General features: G+C 55.0%; 21 protein-coding genes and 1 pseudogene. 12 read left to right on the forward strand and 10 right to left on the reverse strand.

Translation table 11 applies throughout. From position 1 onward, the window contains the following. Positions 1 to 28: 28 nt before the first annotated feature. The 3 genes from J5224_RS12250 to ubiU form a co-directional block, all read right to left on the reverse strand. Complete coding sequence (locus J5224_RS12250; RefSeq protein ID WP_264625639.1) at positions 29 to 1,060, reverse strand: luciferase-like monooxygenase; 1,032 nt, start codon at positions 1,058 to 1,060, stop codon at positions 29 to 31. 97 nt (positions 1,061 to 1,157) lie between these two features. Beyond that, a complete protein-coding gene (locus J5224_RS12255; RefSeq protein WP_264625640.1) occupies positions 1,158 to 2,036 on the reverse strand; it encodes a U32 family peptidase in 879 nt (292 codons plus the stop codon). 25 nt (positions 2,037 to 2,061) lie between these two features. Continuing rightward, positions 2,062 to 3,057, reverse strand: coding sequence for a ubiquinone anaerobic biosynthesis protein UbiU (ubiU, locus tag J5224_RS12260; RefSeq protein WP_264625641.1), 996 nt, complete (start codon positions 3,055 to 3,057; stop codon positions 2,062 to 2,064). A 361-nt stretch (positions 3,058 to 3,418) separates the two neighbouring features. Between ubiU and ubiT the strand changes: the two genes are divergently transcribed. Together ubiT and J5224_RS12270 are read left to right on the forward strand one after the other, a co-directional pair. Continuing rightward, positions 3,419 to 3,943, forward strand: a complete 525-nt coding sequence (gene ubiT / locus J5224_RS12265) for a ubiquinone anaerobic biosynthesis accessory factor UbiT (protein ID WP_264625642.1) — start codon at positions 3,419 to 3,421, stop codon at positions 3,941 to 3,943. After that, positions 3,937 to 4,446: a GNAT family N-acetyltransferase gene (locus J5224_RS12270; protein ID WP_264625643.1), complete on the forward strand. Its 510-nt coding sequence runs from the start codon at positions 3,937 to 3,939 to the stop codon at positions 4,444 to 4,446. Before ubiT ends, J5224_RS12270 begins: the two co-directional genes overlap by 7 nt. A gap of 5 nt (positions 4,447 to 4,451) precedes the next feature. Here the strand turns inward: J5224_RS12270 and J5224_RS12275 are convergent, their stop codons facing one another. Next, complete coding sequence (locus J5224_RS12275) at positions 4,452 to 4,754, reverse strand: GIY-YIG nuclease family protein (protein ID WP_264625644.1); 303 nt, start codon at positions 4,752 to 4,754, stop codon at positions 4,452 to 4,454. Between the two features lie 289 nt (positions 4,755 to 5,043). Here J5224_RS12275 and J5224_RS12280 point away from each other — a divergent pair, with 289 nt between their 5' ends. The 5 genes and pseudogenes from J5224_RS12280 to deoD all read left to right on the forward strand — a co-directional run bounded on the left by J5224_RS12280 (position 5,044) and on the right by deoD (position 11,007). Continuing rightward, positions 5,044 to 6,570, forward strand: coding sequence for a methyl-accepting chemotaxis protein (locus J5224_RS12280; protein ID WP_264625645.1), 1,527 nt, complete (start codon positions 5,044 to 5,046; stop codon positions 6,568 to 6,570). 233 nt (positions 6,571 to 6,803) lie between these two features. After that, entirely contained in the window at positions 6,804 to 7,583 is a 780-nt protein-coding gene (gene deoC, locus J5224_RS12285) for a deoxyribose-phosphate aldolase (RefSeq protein ID WP_264625646.1), read from the forward strand. Positions 7,584 to 7,624: 41 nt separating this feature from the next. After that, a pseudogene (gene deoA / locus J5224_RS12290) lies at positions 7,625 to 8,959 on the forward strand (thymidine phosphorylase). A 54-nt stretch (positions 8,960 to 9,013) separates the two neighbouring features. Then, a complete protein-coding gene (deoB, locus tag J5224_RS12295; RefSeq protein ID WP_264625647.1) occupies positions 9,014 to 10,237 on the forward strand; it encodes a phosphopentomutase in 1,224 nt (407 codons plus the stop codon). Between the two features lie 50 nt (positions 10,238 to 10,287). After that, a complete protein-coding gene (gene deoD / locus J5224_RS12300; RefSeq protein ID WP_222159543.1) occupies positions 10,288 to 11,007 on the forward strand; it encodes a purine-nucleoside phosphorylase in 720 nt (239 codons plus the stop codon). A 90-nt stretch (positions 11,008 to 11,097) separates the two neighbouring features. On the opposite strand, the gene J5224_RS12305 is transcribed toward deoD, so the two are convergent. Beyond that, positions 11,098 to 11,577: a discoidin domain-containing protein gene (locus tag J5224_RS12305; protein ID WP_264625648.1), complete on the reverse strand. Its 480-nt coding sequence runs from the start codon at positions 11,575 to 11,577 to the stop codon at positions 11,098 to 11,100. Between the two features lie 134 nt (positions 11,578 to 11,711). Further along, positions 11,712 to 12,458: a siderophore-iron reductase FhuF gene (gene fhuF, locus J5224_RS12310; RefSeq protein WP_264625649.1), complete on the reverse strand. Its 747-nt coding sequence runs from the start codon at positions 12,456 to 12,458 to the stop codon at positions 11,712 to 11,714. Positions 12,459 to 12,521: 63 nt separating this feature from the next. On the opposite strand from fhuF, the gene fhuD reads away from it, so the two are divergent. The 3 genes from fhuD to J5224_RS12325 all read left to right on the forward strand — a co-directional run bounded on the left by fhuD (position 12,522) and on the right by J5224_RS12325 (position 17,763). Continuing rightward, entirely contained in the window at positions 12,522 to 13,442 is a 921-nt protein-coding gene (gene fhuD / locus J5224_RS12315; RefSeq protein WP_264625650.1) for a Fe(3+)-hydroxamate ABC transporter substrate-binding protein FhuD, read from the forward strand. Continuing rightward, on the forward strand, positions 13,439 to 15,403 hold the full coding sequence (fhuB, locus tag J5224_RS12320; RefSeq protein WP_264625651.1) for a Fe(3+)-hydroxamate ABC transporter permease FhuB: 1,965 nt from the start codon (positions 13,439 to 13,441) through the stop codon (positions 15,401 to 15,403). Before fhuD ends, fhuB begins: the two co-directional genes overlap by 4 nt. 95 nt (positions 15,404 to 15,498) lie before the next feature. Further along, positions 15,499 to 17,763 (forward strand): TonB-dependent receptor, encoded by a 2,265-nt coding sequence (locus tag J5224_RS12325; RefSeq protein WP_413544671.1) that lies wholly within the window; start codon positions 15,499 to 15,501, stop codon positions 17,761 to 17,763. Between the two features lie 49 nt (positions 17,764 to 17,812). Here J5224_RS12325 and rimI read toward each other — a convergent pair whose 3' ends face one another. After that, entirely contained in the window at positions 17,813 to 18,253 is a 441-nt protein-coding gene (rimI, locus tag J5224_RS12330; protein ID WP_264625653.1) for a ribosomal protein S18-alanine N-acetyltransferase, read from the reverse strand. 15 nt (positions 18,254 to 18,268) lie between these two features. After that, positions 18,269 to 18,685, reverse strand: a complete 417-nt coding sequence (locus tag J5224_RS12335; RefSeq protein ID WP_264625654.1) for a DNA polymerase III subunit psi — start codon at positions 18,683 to 18,685, stop codon at positions 18,269 to 18,271. A gap of 135 nt (positions 18,686 to 18,820) precedes the next feature. Here J5224_RS12335 and rsmC point away from each other — a divergent pair, with 135 nt between their 5' ends. After that, positions 18,821 to 19,867, forward strand: coding sequence for a 16S rRNA (guanine(1207)-N(2))-methyltransferase RsmC (gene rsmC / locus J5224_RS12340; RefSeq protein WP_264625655.1), 1,047 nt, complete (start codon positions 18,821 to 18,823; stop codon positions 19,865 to 19,867). 68 nt (positions 19,868 to 19,935) lie between these two features. Here the strand turns inward: rsmC and J5224_RS12345 are convergent, their stop codons facing one another. Further along, entirely contained in the window at positions 19,936 to 20,934 is a 999-nt protein-coding gene (locus tag J5224_RS12345) for an aldo/keto reductase (RefSeq protein WP_264625656.1), read from the reverse strand. A gap of 112 nt (positions 20,935 to 21,046) precedes the next feature. Here J5224_RS12345 and J5224_RS12350 point away from each other — a divergent pair, with 112 nt between their 5' ends. After that, positions 21,047 to 21,943, forward strand: a complete 897-nt coding sequence (locus J5224_RS12350) for a LysR family transcriptional regulator (protein ID WP_264625657.1) — start codon at positions 21,047 to 21,049, stop codon at positions 21,941 to 21,943. Here the strand turns inward: J5224_RS12350 and J5224_RS12355 are convergent. Further along, positions 21,938 to 22,140 (reverse strand): hypothetical protein (locus tag J5224_RS12355; protein WP_264625658.1); only part of this gene is annotated, 203 nt, incomplete at its 5' end. The two genes, J5224_RS12350 and J5224_RS12355, sit on opposite strands and share 6 nt — an antisense overlap.

The raw sequence follows: 22,140 nt of genomic DNA on the forward strand, positions 1-22,140 counted from the left end.
GATTCCCTCTCTACCAGATAGAATGGCGTTAGCCGATCATTGACTGACGTATCTGCATGATCCGCTCGAAGGAGTCTTTTCGCGCTTGATGATCAAAAATCTGCCCATTGATCATGATCTCGTCTGCTTTTGTCTCTCGCAGCAAGCTGCGCAAGCCATGCTGCACTTTACTGTTGTCACCCACGATCGCTAAACGCAGCGCTTGGTCCACGCCAAACTGTTCGGTTGGAGACCAGAGTGAATCCATCTCTTGCACTGGCTCAGGCAGCGGCCCGGGTTGCCCACGACGCAAATTCAGAAACTGCTGTTGTACCGAGGTGAACAAGAAACGCGCATCGCGCTCGCTTTCAGCCGCAATCACGTTCACGCACACCATGGCATAGGGCTTGTCCAGCGTGCTGGAGGGTTTGAATTTCTCCCGGTACAGTGCCATCGCTTGAAGCAACATATCTGGGGCGAAATGCGCGGCGAAGGCAAACGGTAACCCCAACGCTGCCGCTAATTGCGCGCTGTAGAGGCTGGAACCCAGCAACCAGAGTGGCACGTGTAATCCTTGACCCGGCACGGCGCGTACCGTCTGATCTGGTTGAGCGTCTGCAAAATAGCGCTGTAATTCCTGTACATCGCGGGGAAAATCGTCGATTTCCGCATTCTGGTGGCGACGCAGGGCCATCATGGTGCGCTGATCGGTGCCTGGCGCACGTCCTAAGCCTAAATCGATACGCCCGGGATAGAGTGATTCCAGCGTGCCGAACTGCTCGGCGATCACCAGCGGGGAGTGGTTTGGCAGCATGACGCCACCGGAGCCGAGCCTGATGCGTTCTGTGCCGGAAGCAAGATAGCCGATCAGCACCGAAGTTGCGGCGCTGGCAATACCAGTCATGTTGTGGTGCTCGGCTAACCAATAACGGTGGTAGCCCCATTTTTCTGTGTGCTGCGCCAGATCGAGCGAGTGATGAAAGGCATCTCTCGGCGAGGCCCCTTGTGGGATCGGCGCTAAATCCAAAACGGAAAACGGGATATCGTGCGAAAACAGGGCGGTTGGGGTATTCGTTGACATTGCGGCAGGCTCACTGTGTTTTTTTCACAGTATTGCGCACGTTCGCACATTTTTATATTCAAAACGGGCGATCGGGCGGCTCGCCGCCCGACGCGCATCAGGACACCAATTCCAGACCGGCGACGCGTCGCCAGTAGCCGTTACAATCGGCATCCTGCGTCAGGGCCAGTGGAGCCTGCCCTTGCTCGTTAGCGCGGAAGCGCTCAACCATGTTCACCGTATCCAGCGACTGCGGCGACAAACGAACGATATCCACCAAACCTTGCATCGATGTCAGCTCGTTGCCGAGGTTATAGCAATAGCCACTCATGGTCTGGATACCGTTGAGCACAAATACCTGCTGATTTTCCTGCGACAGCATGACGCGCCCCTGCGGGTACTTGATGCAGCAGGTTTCACACTCATCCTTGGCGCGGTTTTCTGAGCGAGCGGTGAAACAGCGCGCCGAATACGCCAGCGGCAAATGCCCGTACCCCAGCACTTCTACCTCGAACTGATGGCGAAAACCGAGGGCATCGCATTGGTCGAGCAGGTCGCTTAGCCAGTCGCGGGAAAGCTCTACCGGCATGCACCAGCGCATCATCCCTTGTTTATGCAACAGACGCAGCGTATGCGCGTTGTAGCAGTTAAGCGCATGGCCCGCGACAAAGGGTAAATGCCGGTCCGCAGCCATGTTCACCGCGCCGAGATCGTTGGCTTCCAGCAGGAACTCGCCATTCTCCACGTAGCGTTTCAATTCGCTGAGTTCTGAAGGCGCCTGAATTAATGCCAACGTAGACAACACAATTTGTTTGCCGCTGGCGGCGAGTTGTTTCGCCAGATCGAGCCAGTCGCCCACTTTGATGGCGCGTCGCTTGCTGCACACCGTTTCGCCCAGATAGACAATATCGGCGCTGCTCTGGCTGGCTGCCTGATAAAAGGCTTCCACATCCGTTTTTTGCCAATAGTAGAGGATGGCTCCTAACGCATATTTCATACGGTTCTCTTCTCTTACCTGCCGCTTATTGCCACTTACGGTGGTACGCACCCAACGTGGTTTGCGTGCCTTCCGCCACCGCACCTAACGTAGACATCCACTCCGCACTCGGGGTGAAAGTGGCGGGAGACGCGAGGCAACGGTCAATGGCTTGTCGCCAAACGCGGGTGATTTGGCTGACGTAGGCCGGGCTGCGCTGGCGCCCTTCGATTTTCACTGAGGCTATGTTGGCAGCCATCAGTTCCGGCAGTAACTCCAGCGTGTTCAGGCTGGTGGGTTCTTCAAGAGCGTGGTAACGCTCACCGCCCACCAGATAGCGACCTTTGCACAGCGTAGGATAACCGGGATTTTCATCATCCTGATATCTGTCGATCAGGACATTGTTCAAGCGCGATTCCATCCCTTTTTCGGTTTGCTGCCAGCGCACAAAACGAGCGGGCGAACAGGCACCGACGGTATTGGGGGATTCCCCCGTCAAGTAGGAGGAGAGGTAACAGCGACCTTCAGCCATAATGCACAGGCTGCCGAACGCGAACACTTCCAGCGGCACCGGGCTGGTACGCGCCAATTGTTTAACCTGATGGATCGACAACACGCGAGGCAGTACGATGCGGTGCACCGCAAAATGGCGCTGATAAAAACGAATTGCCTCTTCGTTAGTGGTAGATGCTTGTACAGAGACGTGCCGTTCAATATGCGGATAGCGCTCTGCGGCATACTCAAGCATGGCAAGGTCAGCTAGGATCAGCGCATCGGCCCCCATGTTGGCCGCCATATCGACAGCGCGCTCCCAGCGTTGATAGCCGTTTGGGTGGGCAAACGTGTTGATGGCGATATGCAGTTTACGCTGATGGCGATGCACATAGTCGCTCGCCTCCTGCAACTTCTTGTCCGTGAAGTTCAACCCGGCGAAATGGCGTGCATTGGTATCGTCTTTTAGCCCGATGTAAACAGCATCGGCACCGTTATCAATGGCCGCTTTCAGTGCGGGCAGGTTCCCTGCGGGGCACAGTAATTCCATACGGGTTTCCTCATTCATCAGGCAGCCTGATGTCATGTCAGGGCTGATGCAGGGCGGGGACATGCGGAATATAGGGATATCAACGCACGACCCTTCGTTAACGTTAGGGAATCTTAATTAACCCGCTGGTGCAGGACTTTGATTTAGGCCAGCTTATCGTGTAATGAATAGGGATTGCTTGCATGCATTACCGAGATTTCCGTGCATAATAATAAAATTATTGACCCGGCATCGCGTCTGCTTTACTGGGCTGTGGCAAAATAGCGTGATGAGAAAAGCAGCACATGCGGTGCGCATGGCCTACTGCGTTCAGCGGTTGAGTGGCTTGGATTGAACGGTTTGCTTTATAAGGGGTACATCAGTGTTGGAAAAACTACGGGCACAGATTGTGCGTCAAGGTCCGGGCTTGTTAGGTAAGCCTCTGAAATTCACCCCCTTTGCCTTACAGCGGCAGGTGTTGGAACGGGTGCTGACCTGGCAGTTTCAGCAGGCGCTGGATGAAGGCGAGCTGTCATTTCTGACAGAACGCTGGCTGAAAGTGGAAGTTCGTGATGTCGGGCTGACTTGGTTTGTGACATTGCGAGACGATCGTCTGGTGGTGAGCCAGCATGAAGTGGAAGACGTCAGCTTCAGTGCCGAAGCCAACGATCTGGTGCTGATCGCCGCACGCCGTGAAGATCCCGATACGCTGTTTTTCCAGCGTCGCTTGCGCATTGAAGGCGATACTGAACTGGGGCTGTATGTAAAAAACCTGATGGATTCTATCGATTTGGATGCTATGCCTGCGCCGTTGCGTATTGGTCTGCTGCGTCTGGCCGATTTCGTTGAGGCGGGATTACATGAGGGCGCGATGCACGCTGACAATCGCGCGGCCACGACATGTTAGTTCGGGTGGAAATTCCGGTAGATGCAGCAGGTATTGATGCGCTGCTGCGTCGTGCGTTTCCCACCTCGGCAGAGGCCGAACTGGTTCATCAACTGCGGGAAGACGGGCTGTTAACGCTTGGCGTTGTCGCGACGGATGACGAAGGTGTCGTCATGGGATACGTCGCTTTTAGCCCGGTAACCATCGCAGACGAAGACCGGCAGTGGGTCGCGTTGGGGCCGCTGGCGGTTGATGAAACGCTGCGCCGTCAAGGATGGGGTGAAAAACTGGTTTACGAAGGGCTGGATGCGTTAAACGAGTTTGGCTACACCGCCGTGGTGGTGCTCGGTTCTCCCGCTTACTATGCTCGCTTTGGCTTTGTGCCCGCCCGGGAGCAGCAGTTACGCTGCCGCTGGCCTGATAGCGATGATGCTTTCCAGATGTACCCGCTTTCCGATAACCATTTTGAAGGCGTGAGTGGCATCGTGGATTATGCTGCGCCCTTCCAACGCTTTCTTCCCTGAGCGCCTCAGGGAACATCAATACGTATATAGTCAGAGAGCGTCGTAGGCTGGTCGCGTACCAGCCTCTCTTTTTGCTGCTTGCTCAGCTGTTTTAGGCGGTATTCCAGCCGTAATGCCGTGGTGTGATCCCCCACTTCACAGTGATACACCAGCGTCAGCTCGCCTTTTCCTCGCAGTGCCTTCGCACCTTTTCCACCCTGATGTTGTGCCACTCTGCGCGTTATATCGCGCGTTATGCCAGTATAAAGCGCGCCAGTAGCGGTGCGCAGCATATAGAGTTGCCACTGTGGGCGTGAGGCGTCTGTCATGGTTAAGAGGCGTTTTTATCCGTTACGATAATGGCAGTGTAGCCCGAAGCACTGAATTCAAAAAACCTTATCTTTGGCATGGCTTTGATGTAACGATAACTTTACTTACATTGATAATATAACGCTATGCACTTCCTTTTTAGTATGAATAGCCCCCTTTTTAAAGGGCATAAGAAGTAAATATATCTTACTGGGTCGTTCATTGTTTTTTAAATTTTTTTTGAGACGCTATGAATACTTTAATCCTGGGATCGATATGCTGGTGAGTCTTCTCTCCAGGGGTTTTTCTATGAGCATTAAATTAAAATTGATTTCAGTCATGACATTGATGGCATTACTATTGGGGGTCGTCACGATAATAGGGTTGTCGGGTATTAATAACGTTAATCAGTCGATGAAAACCTTGTATAACGACAGGTTGGTTGCATTGGGGTATCTGGCTAACGTCAATCGCCAGACGGACAGCGTGATGTTTGAAATTGCTAGCGTCGATCTGGCCCAGCCAGATAACGTTAGCAATGGGCTCAACCAGATTGACAATGCACTGAAAATCTATAATCAACAATGGACGCTATACAGTAATACTTATCTGACGGGCGAAGAGAAAACGCTGTTTGAAAAATATGCAGCGTTACGCCAAACTTATCACCAGAACGTTATTATTCCTGCCATCAATGCCATAAAGAACCATGACAAAGATACGTTGGAAGATATTATTAATCATTCGCTAAAAAAAGAGTATTTACCGCTACAACAGGTTATCGACCAGCTTATCAAGCTTCAGTCTGACGTCGGCAGTACACTCTATTCTGAATCTCAAAATGATTTTAGTAAGATATTATCAATAGTCGTGATTATATTTTTAGCCGGTGTCTTGATCGTGGCGCTTTCAGGCTGGCGACTGATTATGTCGATTGCGGTGCCCATCAAGCATGCGGTGGAATTGGCGAGGAGCGTCGCGGGGGGCGATCTTACCCATCAGGTCGAGATCACGTCGCGTGATGAAATGGGGCAGCTTCAAACGGCATTACAAGAGATGATGCTGAACCTGACCGGCATCGTTGAACGTGTTCACAGCAATGCCGATATCATTGCCACGGCGTCCGGCCAAATCAGTAGCGGTAATATCGACCTCTCCTCTCGCACCGAGCAACAGGCCAGCTCTTTGGAAGAGACGGCCGCCTCAATGGAACAAATTACATCGTCGGTGACGCTGAATGCGACCAATGCCGCACATGCCAGCCAACTGGCGGTGTCTGCCTCTCAGCAGGCCGTCAAAGGCGGGGACATGATGGTGGAGGTGACCGCTGCGATGGAGTTGATGGTGACCTCATCACAGAAAATCACCAGTATCATTAACGTGATTGAAGGCATCTCATTCCAAACCAATATTCTGGCACTTAACGCCGCGGTAGAGGCGGCGAGAGCCGGTGAGCAAGGGCGCGGTTTTGCCGTGGTGGCCGGAGAGGTACGCTCTCTGGCGCAGCGCAGCGCCAGTGCGGCTAAAGAGATTAATGAGCTTATTAACGCCTCGGTTGAACAAGTGAGCCAAGGCCGCCATGTCGTCAGGAATGCGGGTAACGCTATTCAAGAGGTGGTGGCGGAGATTAAGCAGGTGGCCTCACTGGTGACCGAAATTTCTACCGCCAGCCATGAGCAAAGTTTAGGCATTGGGCAAATTAATACGGCGATTTCACAAATGGAGACGGTCACACAGCAGAACGCGGCGTTGGTGAATGAATCCGCTGCTGCTGCCAGTTCACTGGCTGAACGTGCAGAAGAGCTCAGCATGGCCGTCGGCGCATTCCGTATCTGATTATCACTCAGAGAAACACAAGGATGTGTTTCTCTCTAACCTGCCATAACCTCCTTGCTGTCCCATTAATAGCCTACGGCACGTCGTTGCCTCTCCTTCCGTCTTATACTTAAGAGCAGCAGGCTGGAAGAGTGACCCTCACCGCATTAATGTTGTTTAAATTACATTAATCTTTATTTTTGTTATTATTCTCACAATAAAGCGTGAAAAACCATAACATACAGGATATTGCTATGACTGACTTAACTGCTGTAGCGCAACGTGCGCTGGGGCTAATGGATTTGACCACCCTGAACGACGATGACACACCAGCGCGGGTGATCGCACTCTGTCAGCAGGCGCGCAGCGCGGCAGGAAACACGGCCGCCATCTGTATTTATCCCCGTTTTATCCCTCTGGCGCGTAAAACGCTGCGTGAGCAGGGGACGCCGGAGATCCGCATTGCGACCGTGACCAACTTCCCTGAGGGCGGTGATGATATTGATATCGCCTGCGCGGAAACCCTGGCGGCGATAGCCTATGGTGCCGATGAAGTGGACGTGGTGTTTCCCTATCGTGCATTAATGGCTGGGGACACGGAAACCGGCCATACGCTGGTGGCTGCCTGCCGCACACTGTGCCAGAAGGCTGGTGTGGTGCTGAAAGTGATTATTGAAAGCGGTGAGTTGAAAACCGATGCCTTGATTCGCCAGGCGAGTGAAATTGCCGTTGATGCCGGCGCTGATTTTATTAAAACCTCCACGGGGAAAGTGGCGGTTAACGCCACGCCGCACAGCGCTGAAATCATGCTGCAAACCCTCCGTGATAAAAACGTCGGCGATCGTGTAGGCTTCAAAGCCGCAGGCGGTGTGCGCACCGCACAGGATGCGGCGATTTACCTGAAATTGGCTGATGACATCATGGGCGAAGGGTGGGCCGATGCCCGCCACTTCCGCTTTGGCGCATCTGGCCTGTTAGGCGATCTCCTTACCACGTTGGGGCAGAATGGCGCGTCGTCGTCGTCGGGTTACTGATTGCGTGGTGCATTACGGCAGTTTGATCGGGAGGCATGGCTGTGTTTCTGACTCAGGAAATCATTCGCAACAAGCGTGATGGCAAGACGTTGAGCGAAGATGAAATTCGTTTTTTCATCAATGGAATATGCGATAACAGCGTCTCAGAAGGGCAGATCGCCGCGCTGGCGATGGCCATCTGTTTTCGCGACATGACCATGGATGAGCGCGTGGCGCTAACGCTGGCGATGCGCGATTCGGGCAGCCGATTACACTGAGACGATCTCAACCTGAACGGTCCGCTGGTGGATAAGCATTCGACGGGCGGCGTAGGTGATGTCACCTCCCTGATGTTGGGGCCAATGGTGGCGGCGTGCGGCGGCTATGTGCCGATGATATCCGGGCGTGGGTTGGGCCACACAGGCGGGACCCTGGACAAACTGGAGTCGATACCCGGCCTCAACATCTTCCCGGAAGACGAACAGTTTCGAGACATCATCCGTCAGGTTGGCGTGGCGATCATCGGGCAAACCCGTTCTTTGGCCCCTGCCGATAAGCGTTTTTACGCCACGCGTGATATCACCGCCACGGTCGATTCTATCCCATTGATCACCGCCTCAATACTGTGTAAAAAGCTGGCGGAAGGACTGGATGCGTTGGTGATGGATGTCAAAGTGGGGTCGGGCGCCTTTATGCCCACGTACGCGCTGTCGGAACAGTTGGCGCAATCCATCGTTAGCGTAGCAAACCGAGCGGGTTGCCGCACCACGGCGCTGTTAACCGACATGAATCAGGTGCTGGCGTCGAGTGCGGGTAATGCGTTGGAAGTCCGTGAAGCGGTACGGTTTTTAACGGGTGAGCACCGTAATTCCCGGCTGTATGATGTTACCATGTCGCTTTGCATTGAGATGTTGCTGGCAGGCCGTCTGGCAGAAAGCCCTGATGTGGCGCGCCAGCGTCTGCAAGCCGTGCTGGATAATGGACGCGCCGCTGAAGTCTTTGGCCGTATGGTGGCAGCCCAGGGCGGGCCAACGGACTTTGTCGAGCAGATGGATGCTTATTTACCGGTAGCTGTGCTCAGTAAGCCGGTATTTGCCGCACGCAGCGGTATCGTTACCGCGATGGACACCCGGGCGCTCGGCATGGCGGTGGTCGCGTTAGGCGGCGGGCGTTGTCAGGCGGGGGACGTTATCGATCACAGCGTCGGGCTGGACGCCGTGGTGAGTCTGGGCGATAGCGTAGACGCCTCGCGTCCCCTGGCGGTGATTCATGCCAACAGTGAGGCCGCATGGCAAGAGGCGGCACAGGCGGTTCGAGCCGCCATCAGCATCGGCGATGAGCCGCCAATAGCCATGCCGATGATTTATCGCTGTATCGGTGCCGATCAGGCTGATTAATCGCGAGTCACTTGGGTCGCGGCGAGCAACGCTTACGAAAGACGAGAGAAAACAATGAAACGTGCATTTATTATGGTTCTGGATTCATTCGGCATCGGTAGCAGCGCAGATGCGGCGCGTTTTGGCGATGCGGGTTCTGATACCCTTGGTCACATTGCGCAAGCCTGCGCCGAGGGCAAAGCTAATCAAGGTCGTAGCGGGCCACTCCATCTGCCGAACTTAACCCGTTTAGGGCTGGGCAAGGCGGCGGAAGCCTCTACCGGGCATTTCCCTGCGGGATTGGATGCTAAGGCAGACATCATCGGTGCGTATGCGCACGCCAGCGAAATATCCTCTGGTAAAGACACGCCATCGGGCCACTGGGAGTTGGCAGGGGTGCCGGTGCTGTTTGATTGGGGTTATTTCAGCGATCAGGAAAACAGCTTCCCGCAGGCATTGTTGGATTTGTTGGTAGAACGCGCCAATTTGCCGGGGTATCTGGGCAATTGCCACTCTTCCGGCACCGTTATCCTCGAGCAACTGGGTGAAGAGCACATGAAAACCGGGAAACCGATTTTCTACACCTCGGCCGACTCTGTGTTCCAAATCGCCTGTCACGAAGAAACCTTCGGGCTGGACCGGTTGTATGAGCTGTGCGAAATCGCGCGCGAGGCGCTTACCGATGGGGGCTACAACATTGGGCGTGTTATCGCTCGCCCCTTTATTGGCGACAAGCCGGAAAACTTCCAACGCACCGGTAACCGCCACGATTTGGCCGTTGAACCCCCTGCGCCTACCGTACTGAAAAAACTGGTGGATGAAAAAGGCGGGCAGGTGGTTTCCGTGGGCAAGATTGCCGATATCTATGCCCAGGTGGGGATCACCAAGAAGGTCAAAGCGACCGGTATTGATGCGTTGTTTGATGCCACGCTGAAAGAGATGGATGCCGCAGGCGACGAAACCATCGTCTTTACCAATTTCGTTGATTTTGACTCTTCCTATGGTCACCGACGTGATGTTGCCGGCTACGCGGCGGCGTTGGAACTGTTCGATCGCCGCTTGCCGGACATGCTGGCGCGGGTCAAACCGGGCGATATTCTGATCCTGACCGCCGATCACGGTTGCGATCCTACCTGGCCGGGCACCGATCACACTCGTGAACATGTGCCGGTATTGATCTATGGGCCGAATGTGACGCCGGGTTCGCGCGGGCACCGCACCACGTTTGCGGATGTTGGCCAAACGGTGGCGCGCTATTTTGGCGTGTCCGATATGGACTACGGCACCTCAATGCTGTGATCGCCGGTATTTACTGAATTCACACGACGTACTCTATAAGGAATCAAAAAATGGCAACGCCACATATCAATGCGGAAAAAGGGGATTTTGCCGATGTTGTACTGATGCCGGGCGATCCGCTGCGTGCGAAGTACATTGCCGAAACCTTTTTGGAAAATGCCCGTGAAGTCAACAATGTGCGTGGCATGCTGGGCTACACCGGCAGCTACAAAGGGCGCGCGATTTCAGTCATGGGGCACGGTATGGGCATTCCGTCCTGCTCTATCTATACCAAAGAGCTGATCACGGAATACGATGTGAAAACCATTATTCGTGTCGGCTCCTGCGGTGCGGTGCGCGAGGACGTGAAGCTGTATGACGTGGTGATTGGCATGGGCGCGTGTACGGATTCAAAAGTAAACCGTCTGCGCTTTAAAGATCATGACTTTGCCGCTATTGCCGATTTCGATCTGGTGCGTAATGCGGTGGATGCGGCGCAGGATAAAGGCATCACCGTTCGGGTGGGCAACCTGTTCTCTGCTGACCTGTTCTATACGCCAGATCCGCAGATGTTCGACGTGATGGAGAAATACGGTATTCTTGGCGTAGAAATGGAAGCGGCGGGAATTTATGGCGTCGCCGCCGAGTTTGGTGCCAAAGCGTTGGCCATTTGCACCGTCTCTGACCATATTCGCACCGGTGAACAGACCACGTCGCACGAACGCCAAACCGCGTTTAACGACATGATCACCATTGCGCTGGAATCTGTGTTGTTGGGCGATCGCCGCTAATCTGATTGGTAACGGTCATAAAAAAGCCCCGGCACCTGTTTGGCCGGGGCTTTTTGTTATCAGAGCAACGTCATGACAACGCGGTCAGGGTTATTTAATGGCCCGGGTAGGAACCTGTGCTGCGCTGTTAAACGTGATTTCGTTGATGGCACTCCATTTATTGGTATCGGTACCAAAGGTTTCCAGCTTGATAAAGCGCGCGTTGACCGCCGGGAAGGTGAATTTCTCGCCCTCTTTGGCCTCGTTAGACGTGACCAGATTATCAGCCAGTTTGGTCCAGCTCTTGCCATCGGCGGAGTAGGACACCGAGAACTTCAGCTTGCGCTCTTCCGCTTTGAACGGCACCAAGACAAAGTTTTCAATGGATTGTGCCTTATCGAGTTCCAACTGCACCCAACCTTCACCGTTTACCGCCCAGCGCGTTTTGTTATTACCATCAGCAATGTTGGCAGGGGTATGGCCCTTATCGGAGTCATAGCCAGAAGCTGTAACATTGGTGACTTGCGCGGCGGTAGCAGAGAGGGAAAACAGGCCGAACACACAGGCAGTGACCAGAGCGTATTTTTTCATTTTTTTACCTCATTCACAGGGATAAAGGAACGCAGATCCGTTGCGTTAATGTGAAATGAGAGTATGAAAAAAAAGAAATGGCATTTCAGTTACCCGTGTCGCGTTATTGCGATCGGTGCCGTAGCAAAATGTGGTCAGTCCTTTACATGCGTTGTGCGTTTACGGTGTTCTGCGCGCAAACGCGGACAGCCCGGGCAGAGTGATCCGCCTTCCAAACGATAAATCAGGCAGCAGTGTCGCCGCTCCTTTTTTTGCTCACCGGAGGGAAGGGTACGTAAACGAATCGGTTGATACAGCTGATTTTTTTCACCGTCGTTAAGCACGGCTCTATCGAGTAAATCTACGGCGTGGCGCACATCCGCCCCCTCTTGTTCCGCCTGATTCATCCCCTGGTAAAAACGCACGCCAGCATTATTCCAAAACAGCGCTGCACTTAGTCCTGAAAGTGCGGAGAGTTGTTGGCATACGGGGGCGATATGTTCATCGATCAGCGGTAAAAAAGCCTGCCACTCGCGCTCCTCAACCGGACTGCCGAGCGAGGAGAGGACAAAGCGTTGCGGCGTGCCTTGCTCACTCTGCACATAGGCAATGTCCGCTAAACGGTATGGGAGTTGCCACTGATAGCGCAGGTGGACATAGACCCAGGGGGCAATCAGTAACGCAAAATACCACTGCGACCATCTGGAAATCAGATAGGGAATCGCCTGCTCTGGCTGCCCTTGGATCAGCGTGTGCAGCCATGACGGAATGTTCGCTGTTATCGGCGCTTGCAACAGCGTAGTGGGAAAGTGTATGTCGCCCTCAGGCACCGAGAGCAAAAAACGCGTTTCTATAACGCGTCTGATTTCGGCATGTTGTTGTTCTAGGCCACAGCTATTCACACCGACTCCGATGGGGCATTGGCAACAGAAGGAGGATTTTGCATAATACGACGCAAAATTGGAATGATAATAATTACTTTTCTCATGATTGGCTTGTCGGGTGCCTTTTCTCGCCGCCGTTTATTGAAACTGGCTGCGCTCTCTCCATGGTTGACGCCGGGCTTTGTCTCGGCCTCTGATCCTATTGTCAGTCTTGAGCGGATTATTGCGCTGGAGTGGCGGCCCGTGGAACTGCTGATGGCACTGGGCATTACGCCGCTTGCCGTGGCGGAGAAGGGGAATTATCACCGTTGGGTGGTCGAGCCCGCGTTGTCTCATGGCGTGATTGATGTCGGGTTGCGCAATGAGCCCAATATGGAATTGTTGCAACGCCTCAATCCCTCTCTGTTTCTGGTGTCACAGGGGTTTGGGCCCGATATTGAGCCATTGACCCGTTTGGCACCTTGCTTCGCGTCGGGTTTCCGCGATGCGCAGCACCAACCGCTTGATGCCGCCCGGCGCGATCTGCTTTTGCTCGGTCAACGCTTGAACCTGACGCATATTGCTGAACAGCATCTGATCGCATTTGATCGTGAATTTGACGTGCTGGCACAACGACTTCGCGCTTATTCGCCCCGTCCTTTGCTGCTGTTCTCGCTGCTTGATAGCCGCCGTGCGCTGGTTATGGGTAATAACAGCTTGTTTAACAACGTGCTCACTCGGCTTGGTTTAACCAATGCCTGGCAGGAAGAAACCAACTTTTGGGGGAGCGCCGTGGTCGGTATTGAGCGCTTGGTGCGCTACGAAAACGTGCAAGCGCTGTTCTTTGTTCAGGGCGATACCGCACTGCTGGATTCGGTGTCCCAGTCAGCGCTGTGGCGCATGATGCCCTTCGTTCGGGACAACCGCTGGCAGACCTTGCCTGCGGTCTGGTTTTACGGCGCGACGTTCTCGGCGCTACGCTTTGCACGGCTTCTGGTGCAGGCGTTGGAGTCGAAGGCATGAGAACTTTTGGCCTGCTGTGGTTATCTGCGCTGGCATTGGTGGCGATTGGGCTCGCTGGCGTGAATTTTAGTCAACTGGTACCGGCACACCTCTGGTGGCACAGCGTGTGGAACCCGGATGGGCAAGATGCCAACCAGATGCTGTTTCATTTCAGCCTGCTGCCCCGGGCGGTGCTATCGCTGTTGGTCGGTGCCGCGCTGGGGTTGGTTGGCGTATTGTTTCAGCAAATTTTACGGAATCCGCTGGCGGAGCCCGCGACGCTCGGTGTCTCCGCGGGCGCACAATTAGGGTTGGCCTTGGCAACGCTGTGGGCCTTGCCAGGCGGGGAGACAACGCGACAGTTGGCGACTATTGTCGGGGCTATCGTCGCGGGTGCCATTGTGTTTGGGGTGGCATCGGGGCGGCGTATGTCGCCCATTACCCTGATTCTCGCTGGGTTGGTGGTGGGGTTGTATTGTGGTGCGGTGAAAAGCTTACTGACGCTGTTCAACCATGAACGTTTGCAAAGCCTGTTCCTGTGGGGCAGCGGTATGCTTAATCAGTATGACTGGAGCGCCGTGTCGTTCCTTTGGCCTCGGATGCTGATCGGTCTGGTTATCGTGTTACTGATGATCCGGCCTTTAGCAATGTTGTCATTGGATGATGCCGTGATCCGCAGTCTGGGGGTAAACCTGACGGTGGCGCGTATTGCCGGGTTGGGTATCGCTATGGTGCTAAGCGCCATGCTGGTGAGCGTAGCGGGTGTTATCGGTTTTATTGGTCTGTTTGCTCCACTTTTGGCGCGCATGTTGGGTGCCAGACGCTTAGGGCCGCAGCTTGCGGTGGCGATGCTGGTGGGGGCATTGCTGCTGGTTATCAGCGATCAGTGCATTATTCTGCTGGCACGCTACTGGCGCGAAGTGCCTACAGGGGTTGCGACCGCGCTGGTGGGCGCGCCGGTCATGTTGTGGTTACTGCCTCATCTGCGCCATGTGAATGTGCCTTCGGTGGACACCGTTCGTCAATCGGTGCGTGAACGCGCGCTGAGCACGCCGCTATTGACCCTCTACGCGGCGTTGCTGCTGTTTCTGTTGCTGGTCGCGTTGGGCAGCGGGCAGGATCAAAACGGCTGGTACTGGTCGCTGCATGAGATGTGGCAATGGCGCTGGCCGCGCGTGGTTGCCGCGCTTTCGGCCGGTGCGATGCTCGCTGTCGCGGGCGCCTTGATGCAGAAGTTGACGGGAAATCCGATGGCCAGCCCGGAAGTCTTGGGGGTCACCTCGGGGGCCGCTTTTGGCGTGGTTCTGCTGCTGTTATTGGTTCCGGGGGATGTGTCATCGTGGCGTTGGTTGGCTGGCAGTGCCGGCGCGGGAGGCACGCTGCTGCTGATTATGCTGCTGGCGAATCGCGGCGGTTACTCTTCCAGCCGCCTTCTGTTGGTGGGGATTGCGCTAAGCACCGTATTTTCTACCCTGCTGACCTTTATTCTGGCGAGTGGCGATCCGCGCACCGGAGCACTATTAGCGTGGTTGGCGGGTTCCACCTACAAGGTCAGCCCGCAGCAGGCGTATCTCTCGGCCATTATTGCGCTGGTACTACTGAGTGCCACCCCATTGCTACGCCGCTGGATTGCCATCATGCCGTTAGGCGCAAGCGTGGCCCAGTCCGTGGGGGTTGCGCTGCGCCCTGCGCGTTTGTTGATTTTACTGCTGGCGGCAGGGCTGGTTGCGACCGCGACATTGGTGATCGGTCCGCTGAGTTTTGTGGGTTTGATGGCTCCCCACCTTGCCCGTTTTCTTGGGTTTCGCCGCGCATTGCAACAGATCGTTATCGCTTCACTGCTTGGCGGCATGCTGATGCTGATCGCCGACTGGTTGGGGCGCGTAGTGATTTTTCCTTATCAAATTCCCGCCGGCCTGTTAGCCACATTCCTGGGGGCACCGTATTTTATCCTGCTGTTACGTCGGCAACATTCTGCCTGAGAGCAAGAAGTAAACCGTATCGCCGCTTGCATTTGTCAATCGAATTCGCATAATTGCGAAGCAGAATAATAATGATTTACATTTGCAGTAAGGGGATGAACATGACAGCGTTAATTCATATAGCACGTAAGCCAACCCGGCTTGCGGTGCTCATCGGGGCATTTTGTGGCACATTAGCATTGCCAATTCTGGCACAGGACACCGCTTCAGTGGCGGTAAATACGGCAGCACAACCGGCTTCTCCAACCGATAGCGTAAACAGCAAAGACACCATGACGGTGATCGCCAAACCGGAAGATAACTTCCGTGCCGGTGGCGATCAGTTGGTACCGGCTTATCTGGATGGACAGATTGCCAACGGCGGACGTGTCGGTTTCCTCGGTCAGCAAAACGCGCGTGATGTGCCGTTCAATGTCGTCAGCTATACCAGCCGAATGATTGAATCGCAGCAGGCGCAAACCCTGGGCGATGTGGTTAAGAACGATGCCTCGGTGCAAAGCGTGCGCGGCTACGGCAACTTTGCGGAAGCCTACCGTATTCGCGGCTTCAAACTGGACGGCGATGACATCACCATGGGCGGCCTGTTTGGCGTGATGCCGCGTCAGATTGTCTCCACCAATATGATTGACCGGGTTGAAATCCTGAAAGGGTCCAACGCGTTTCTTAACGGTGTTTCCGCCGGTGGCAGCGGCGTGGGCGGCGCGGTGAACGTAGAGCCCAAACACGCTGATGATGTGCCGCTAACGCGCGCCACGATCGACTACACCTCTTCCTCACAGGTTGGCGGCGCGCTCGATGTTGGGCGACGTTTTGGCGATGATAACCGTTTTGGTGTGCGCGTTAACCTGCTGCACCGCGAAGGTGAAGCCGCGATTGACGATCAGCGCGAGCGGGTGTCGCTGGCCGCTGTCGGACTGGATTATCGTGGCGATCGTTTCCGTTCCTCGCTGGATGCAGGCTACCAGCACCAGTATCTGCACGGTGGGCGTTTGGGGATTAACGTTTCGGCTACCGGGTTACAAGCCATCCCTGAACCGCCAACCAATACCCACAACTACAGCCAGCGCTGGGTCTATACCGATATGAAATCGCGCTTCGGGATGCTGCGCGGTGAGTACGATCTGGATAATCATTGGACGCTCTATTCCGGCCTTGGTCTCAGCAACACCGAAGAGATAGGCAATTACAGCACGCCGAAATTGACACTGGCCGGTGACGGCAGCGCCACGCTGGGACGTTTAAGCACGGCGTATATCGCGCAGAACACCTCATCGCTGGCAGGTATTCGCGGCAATTTTGATACCGGCCCGGTCAAGCATGAAGTCAACCTGGGTTATTCGGGTATCTATACTAAGACCAAAGTGGCGTACACCATGTCCAAGTATGACTACGCCACCAATATCTATAACACCCCAGTGGTGGATTTCCCTGCGACGACCAGCAGTAAGGGAGACATGGACTCCCCGAAAATACGCAACCGTATGCAAAACTGGGGGCTGGCGCTGTCTGATACGCTCTCGATATTAGATGACAGCGTGCGCTTTACCGCTGGGCTGCGTCGTCAGGAGATCCTGGTTCGCAATTATGAATACTCGGGTATTGAAAGCGGCACCGGAGGACGTTTCGATCGCACCAAAGTGAGTCCGGTATACGGCGTGGTGGTAAAACCTTGGGAACACGTTTCGCTGTATGCCAACCATATTGAGGCATTGCAACCGGGGACGAAAGCACCGTCGAGTGGCGTGTTAAACGCGGGACAGATTTCAGGTATCTACGTTGCCAAGCAGAATGAAGTCGGGATTAAATTTGATTATCAGCGTGTCGGCGGCTCGCTGGCGGTTTACGAGATCAAACGGCCCAATGGCGCTATTGACGACAACACTAAACTTTACGGCCTGAACGGCGAACAGCGCAATCGCGGCGTGGAACTGAATGTGTTTGGCGAGCCGATGTACGGCCTGCGCCTTAACGGCAGCGCCACCTTGCTGGACGCCACCCTGACCAAAACGCGCGCAGGCGCCAATAATGGCAATGATGTGGTGGGTACACCCGGTTACCAACTGGTGTTTGGCAGTGAATACGATGTGCCGACGGTGGAAGGTTTGACGCTGTCTGGCACCGTATTGCGTTACGGTTCACAATACGCCAACGAAGCCAATACGTTAAAACTGAAACCGTGGACACGGTTGGATCTGGGCGTGCGTTACAGTACGCCGATGAACGATCACACCTTGGTATGGCGTGCCAACGTCGAGAACGTCACCAACGAAAAATATTGGGCCTCGGTGGATGATACCGGCACATATGTAACGCAGGGCGATCCGCGCTCGCTGAAACTCTCGGTATCTGTGGATTTCTAATACTGACCGCGCCTGTCGCCATGGTGTAGTGGCGCAGGCGCGTTATTATTTACAACGGTAATGCCATGATCACCGCATCTTCGCGCCCGTTGGCCGCCGGGTAATAGTTGCGTCGCAGTGACACTTCGTTAAACCCTAACTGTTCATACAGCGCGATAGCGTTGGCGTTGGAAGCGCGCACTTCCAACCACAGCGTGGTAATGCCGCGCGTCTCCAGCGTTTCTATCAGTTGTTCCAACAGATACCGACCGTGGCCTTGCCGCTGGTGTGAGGGATGCACGGCAATATTGAACAATGTCGCCTCATCCAGCACCACCTGGGTAATGGCAAATGCCACCAGCGTATCGCCGCACGTTAATTTCAGGTTCAGGTAGCGTTCGCCCTGATTACTGGTAAAGGTGCTTTCCGTCCACGGAAACGCGTGGCTTGCCTTCTCAATAACAAAGGCGGCAGGCAAATCGTGGGCGGTGAGGGGAGAAATAACGTGCATGATAAACAACCTGAATTAATGAGGCTCTGACGCTGCCAGCAAGGGAAGATGTTCACTGATTTGTTGCCACAGTGCGCGTTTGGCACTGGGGCTGGCATAAAGCGCGTCCAGCGCCGGGCTACTCAATTGCACGCCCGTCCAGGCGGGCGGCACATCAACCCCCAGACACCAGGTATGGCAGTGCGTCGAGGCGGGCAGCATGGCAATCTGCTCCGGTGTGAGCGGATAAACCTGTTCCGGGCGCAGGGACAAACTGTGTAACACATCGCCAATCAGAGGGTCATGAGGGGCCGGAAGCGGGGCCGCCACAATCACCAGACGCGTTTGTGCGGGCAGGGTAACGGCAATCTCGCCCTGCAACGCCGTGGGGCGACGTAACGTCCACTGCGTAATCCCCATCTGTTGTAAAAGCCAATCGCGTCTTGGTGCCATGATGTCCAGTGCTCGGTTCGCCACAATAGCCGCACTATGCTAACAAACCTGATGTCGATGCGCCAATAAAGCGCCCCTGCAACCGGGAGAATTTAGGGTATAATCGCCGTTCTATTTTTGAGGAGCGAACACCTGATGTCAGCATTAACCCCCGCCAGTGAAGTGATACTGCGCCACAGTGACGAATTTATTTCACGTCGAGTGCTGTTTGCCGGCGACATTCAAGACACGTTACCAGCGCAGTTTGACGCGGCGGAGGTGCACGTGCATCTCACGCAATATCACCATTGGCTGCCGCTGAACAAAGCCATGGGCGACAACGCACAGTTTGGTTTGCTGGTGGATGCTGAGCAGGTGGCCGCCTGCGATACCCTGATTTACTACTGGCCGAAGAGCAAACAGGAAGCGCAGTTCCAGCTCGCCAACCTGTTATCGCATCTTGCCGTTGGCAGCGAGATTTTTGTGGTGGGCGAGAACCGCAGCGGTGTCCGCAGCGCAGAAGCCATCCTCGAAGACTTCGCACCATTAACCAAGATTGACAGCGCGCGGCGCTGTGGGCTTTATCATGGTCAATTAGAAGCTTGTGCTGAATTTGATCTTGATGACTGGAAAGACAGCTATTACGTTGAAGATGTGCCGGTCGCTACGTTGCCGGGTGTGTTTAGCCGTGATGGTCTCGATGTCGGCAGCGCGCTGCTGTTATCCACCTTTGCGCCGCACATGAAAGGTAAGGTGCTGGATATCGCCAGCGGCAGCGGCGTAGTGGCAGCGGTGTTGGCAAAACAGTCGCCTAAACTGCGTTTGACGCTGAGCGATGTCAACGCGGCGGCGTTGCTGACCAGCCGTGCCACGCTGACGTTAAATGAATTGGAAGGCGATGTAATTGCCAGCGACGTCTACTCGGATATCGCCGGGCGTTTTGACCTGATCGTTTCTAACCCGCCGTTCCATGATGGCTTGCAAACCAGCCTGAGTGCGGCCGATCGTCTGATTCGTGAGGCGCCCAAGCACCTGAATATCGGCGGGCAGTTACGCATTGTCGCTAACGCTTTCCTGCCTTATCCGGCCTTGCTGGATGCCACATTTGGCAACCATGAAGTGCTGGCGCAAACCGGGCGCTTCAAGGTGTATCAGGCCACATTAACGCGCGCCAGCAAGCATGCCAAACCGGCTGCGCGCTAACTGTGTGCGGGCCTCGGTGATACACCGAGGCCCGCCATCTTGCTCTTCGTGTTTAGTGTAACTTGCTGTTAGCGTAGGTTATTAATGGTGGCCATGCTCTCCGTGCCATAGCGATCGCCCGCTGCTGCGGCGAAGGGGAAGATGGCTTCAATGGCTGCCAGCTCTTCCGGTGTTAGCAGAACATCCAGTGCGGCGATATTCTCTTCCAGATAGCGACGGCGTTTGGTGCCCGGAATCGGCACGATATCATCACCCTGCGCCAGTACCCATGCCAGCGCCAACTGCGAAGGGGTGACGCCTTTTGCTCGCGCCAGTTTTTCTACTTGCTCAACCAGCGCCAGGTTTTTGGCAAAATTCTCCCCCATAAAGCGCGGATTGGTGCGGCGGAAATCATCCGGTGCCAAATCTTCCGGGCTGCGTAACGTACCGCTCAAAAAGCCACGCCCGAGCGGGCTATAGGGGACAAAACCAATGCCTAACCGGCGGCACGCCGGGAGGATCTCCGCTTCCACATCACGCGTCCAGAGAGAATACTCCGTTTGCAGCGCGGTAATCGGGTGTTCGCGGTGCGCGCGCTCCAGCAGTGACACTGGCGCTTCACTTAATCCGATATAGCGGATCTTGCCGGCGGTCACCAAATCACTCAATGCGCCGACGGTTTCTTCAATTGGTACGCTCGGATCGACGCGGTGCTGATAGTAAAGATCAATCTCATCGACACCGAGACGCTTCAGGCTGCCTTCGACTGCCTGGCGCACGTAATCCGGACGACCACAGACACCGCGTGCATGCGGGTTGCTTGGATCGCGCATGATCCCGAACTTGGTGGCAAGCACCACCTGCTGGCGTTTGCCTTTGATAGCACGCCCGACTAACGCTTCGTTGGTGTGTGGGCCGTACATATCGGCGGTGTCCAGTAGCGTGACGCCCAGTTCCAGTGCGCGGTGCAGCGTGGCGATGGCCTCTTTTTCATCCTGCGCGGTCGAGTAAAAATCGCTCATTCCCATGCAGCCAAGCCCGATGCTGGAAACCAGCGGCCCCGTTTTGCCAAGTTGACGTTGTTGCATCGTGTGTTCTCCCTCGCTCGTAAGATGGAAGCAGTGTGATTGTTCATGGAATAAAGATAAATGGCGGATAATGTGCAACACTGTTCAAAAATCACCAACAATTGGAGGGCTGATGGACCATATTCAGGCAATGCGCACCTTTGTGCGGATTATCGAACTGGGCAATTTCAGTCGGGCAGCCGAAAAGCTGAATTTACCGCGCGCCACCGTCAGCCATACGATTAAACGGCTCGAGGCACGCCTTGGTGTGCGACTGTTACTGCGCACCACGCGTCAGGTACAGGTGACGGCGGAAGGTGAGATTTATTATCAGCGCTGCCTGCGGTTGCTGGCAGAAATAGACGAAACGGATACGCTGTTCTCACGCCAGAAATTGCGTCCTTCCGGGCGCATTCGCGTCGATATGCCACACTCGCTGGCGCGTGAGATTGTGATTCCCGCGCTGCCGCAGTTTTATCAACGCTACCCGGAGATTACGCTGTGCCTGAGCGCCAATGATGCAGCGATCGATGTGCTGCGTGAGGGGGTAGACTGCGTGCTACGTGCCTGGCAGGTGGAAGATGAATCGTTAATTGCGCGCCATCTGCCTGCATTGGAGCAGGTAACCTGCGCGTCGGCAGCCTACATTGAGCGCTATGGTATGCCGCAAACACTGGATGATTTAGCCACACATCAGGCGGTGGGGTATTTCTCTCAGCGCACGACTCGCCACTACCCGCTGGATTTTATGTCGCAGGGGGTGTGCGAGCAGCGTACCCTACACAGTCAGATTGATGTCAGCGGGGCGGATGTCTACGTGGCGGCGTGTCGCGCCGGGTTGGGGCTGATCCAGTCTCCACGCTATGGTGTGCGGCACTGGCTGGAAAGCGGTGAACTGGTGGAGATTCTGCCTGAGATGCCGCCACCGGATATGCCGTTATATATCATGTACCCTGCCGGGCACTTCCTGGCGCCGCGCGTCAGCGTGTTTATCGATTGGCTGCGGGAGTGCTTCGCGCGTCCCTTATAAGGTCAATATGACGATTTTTGCAGCAAACCCAGCGCCAGAGCGGAAATAATCATTGACGTTGTTGAGAAAATCTCTAGAATTCGCCCCCGTGGTGACACGATGCAGATCGTGTAACGGCGTTGCGAAGGTGGCGGAATTGGTAGACGCGCTAGCTTCAGGTGTTAGTGTCCTTCGGACGTGAGGGTTCAAGTCCCTCT

This window comes from Candidatus Symbiopectobacterium sp. NZEC135 (assembly GCF_025962695.1).

What these genes read in the sequence shown, in the direction of transcription:
- J5224_RS12250 (WP_264625639.1), bottom strand. Translation starts at nt 1,060, where the DNA reads ATGTCAACGAATACCCCAACCGCCCTGTTTTCGCACGATATCCCGTTT.
- J5224_RS12255 (WP_264625640.1), bottom strand. Translation starts at nt 2,036, where the DNA reads ATGAAATATGCGTTAGGAGCCATCCTCTACTATTGGCAAAAAACGGAT.
- ubiU (WP_264625641.1), bottom strand. Translation starts at nt 3,057, where the DNA reads ATGGAATTACTGTGCCCCGCAGGGAACCTGCCCGCACTGAAAGCGGCC.
- J5224_RS12270 (WP_264625643.1), top strand. Translation starts at nt 3,937, where the DNA reads ATGTTAGTTCGGGTGGAAATTCCGGTAGATGCAGCAGGTATTGATGCG.
- J5224_RS12275 (WP_264625644.1), bottom strand. Translation starts at nt 4,754, where the DNA reads ATGACAGACGCCTCACGCCCACAGTGGCAACTCTATATGCTGCGCACC.
- J5224_RS12280 (WP_264625645.1), top strand. Translation starts at nt 5,044, where the DNA reads ATGAGCATTAAATTAAAATTGATTTCAGTCATGACATTGATGGCATTA.
- deoC (WP_264625646.1), top strand. Translation starts at nt 6,804, where the DNA reads ATGACTGACTTAACTGCTGTAGCGCAACGTGCGCTGGGGCTAATGGAT.
- deoB (WP_264625647.1), top strand. Translation starts at nt 9,014, where the DNA reads ATGAAACGTGCATTTATTATGGTTCTGGATTCATTCGGCATCGGTAGC.
- deoD (WP_222159543.1), top strand. Translation starts at nt 10,288, where the DNA reads ATGGCAACGCCACATATCAATGCGGAAAAAGGGGATTTTGCCGATGTT.
- J5224_RS12305 (WP_264625648.1), bottom strand. Translation starts at nt 11,577, where the DNA reads ATGAAAAAATACGCTCTGGTCACTGCCTGTGTGTTCGGCCTGTTTTCC.
- fhuD (WP_264625650.1), top strand. Translation starts at nt 12,522, where the DNA reads ATGATAATAATTACTTTTCTCATGATTGGCTTGTCGGGTGCCTTTTCT.
- fhuB (WP_264625651.1), top strand. Translation starts at nt 13,439, where the DNA reads ATGAGAACTTTTGGCCTGCTGTGGTTATCTGCGCTGGCATTGGTGGCG.
- J5224_RS12325 (WP_413544671.1), top strand. Translation starts at nt 15,499, where the DNA reads ATGAACATGACAGCGTTAATTCATATAGCACGTAAGCCAACCCGGCTT.
- rimI (WP_264625653.1), bottom strand. Translation starts at nt 18,253, where the DNA reads ATGCACGTTATTTCTCCCCTCACCGCCCACGATTTGCCTGCCGCCTTT.
- J5224_RS12335 (WP_264625654.1), bottom strand. Translation starts at nt 18,685, where the DNA reads ATGGCACCAAGACGCGATTGGCTTTTACAACAGATGGGGATTACGCAG.
- rsmC (WP_264625655.1), top strand. Translation starts at nt 18,821, where the DNA reads ATGTCAGCATTAACCCCCGCCAGTGAAGTGATACTGCGCCACAGTGAC.
- J5224_RS12345 (WP_264625656.1), bottom strand. Translation starts at nt 20,934, where the DNA reads ATGCAACAACGTCAACTTGGCAAAACGGGGCCGCTGGTTTCCAGCATC.
- J5224_RS12350 (WP_264625657.1), top strand. Translation starts at nt 21,047, where the DNA reads ATGGACCATATTCAGGCAATGCGCACCTTTGTGCGGATTATCGAACTG.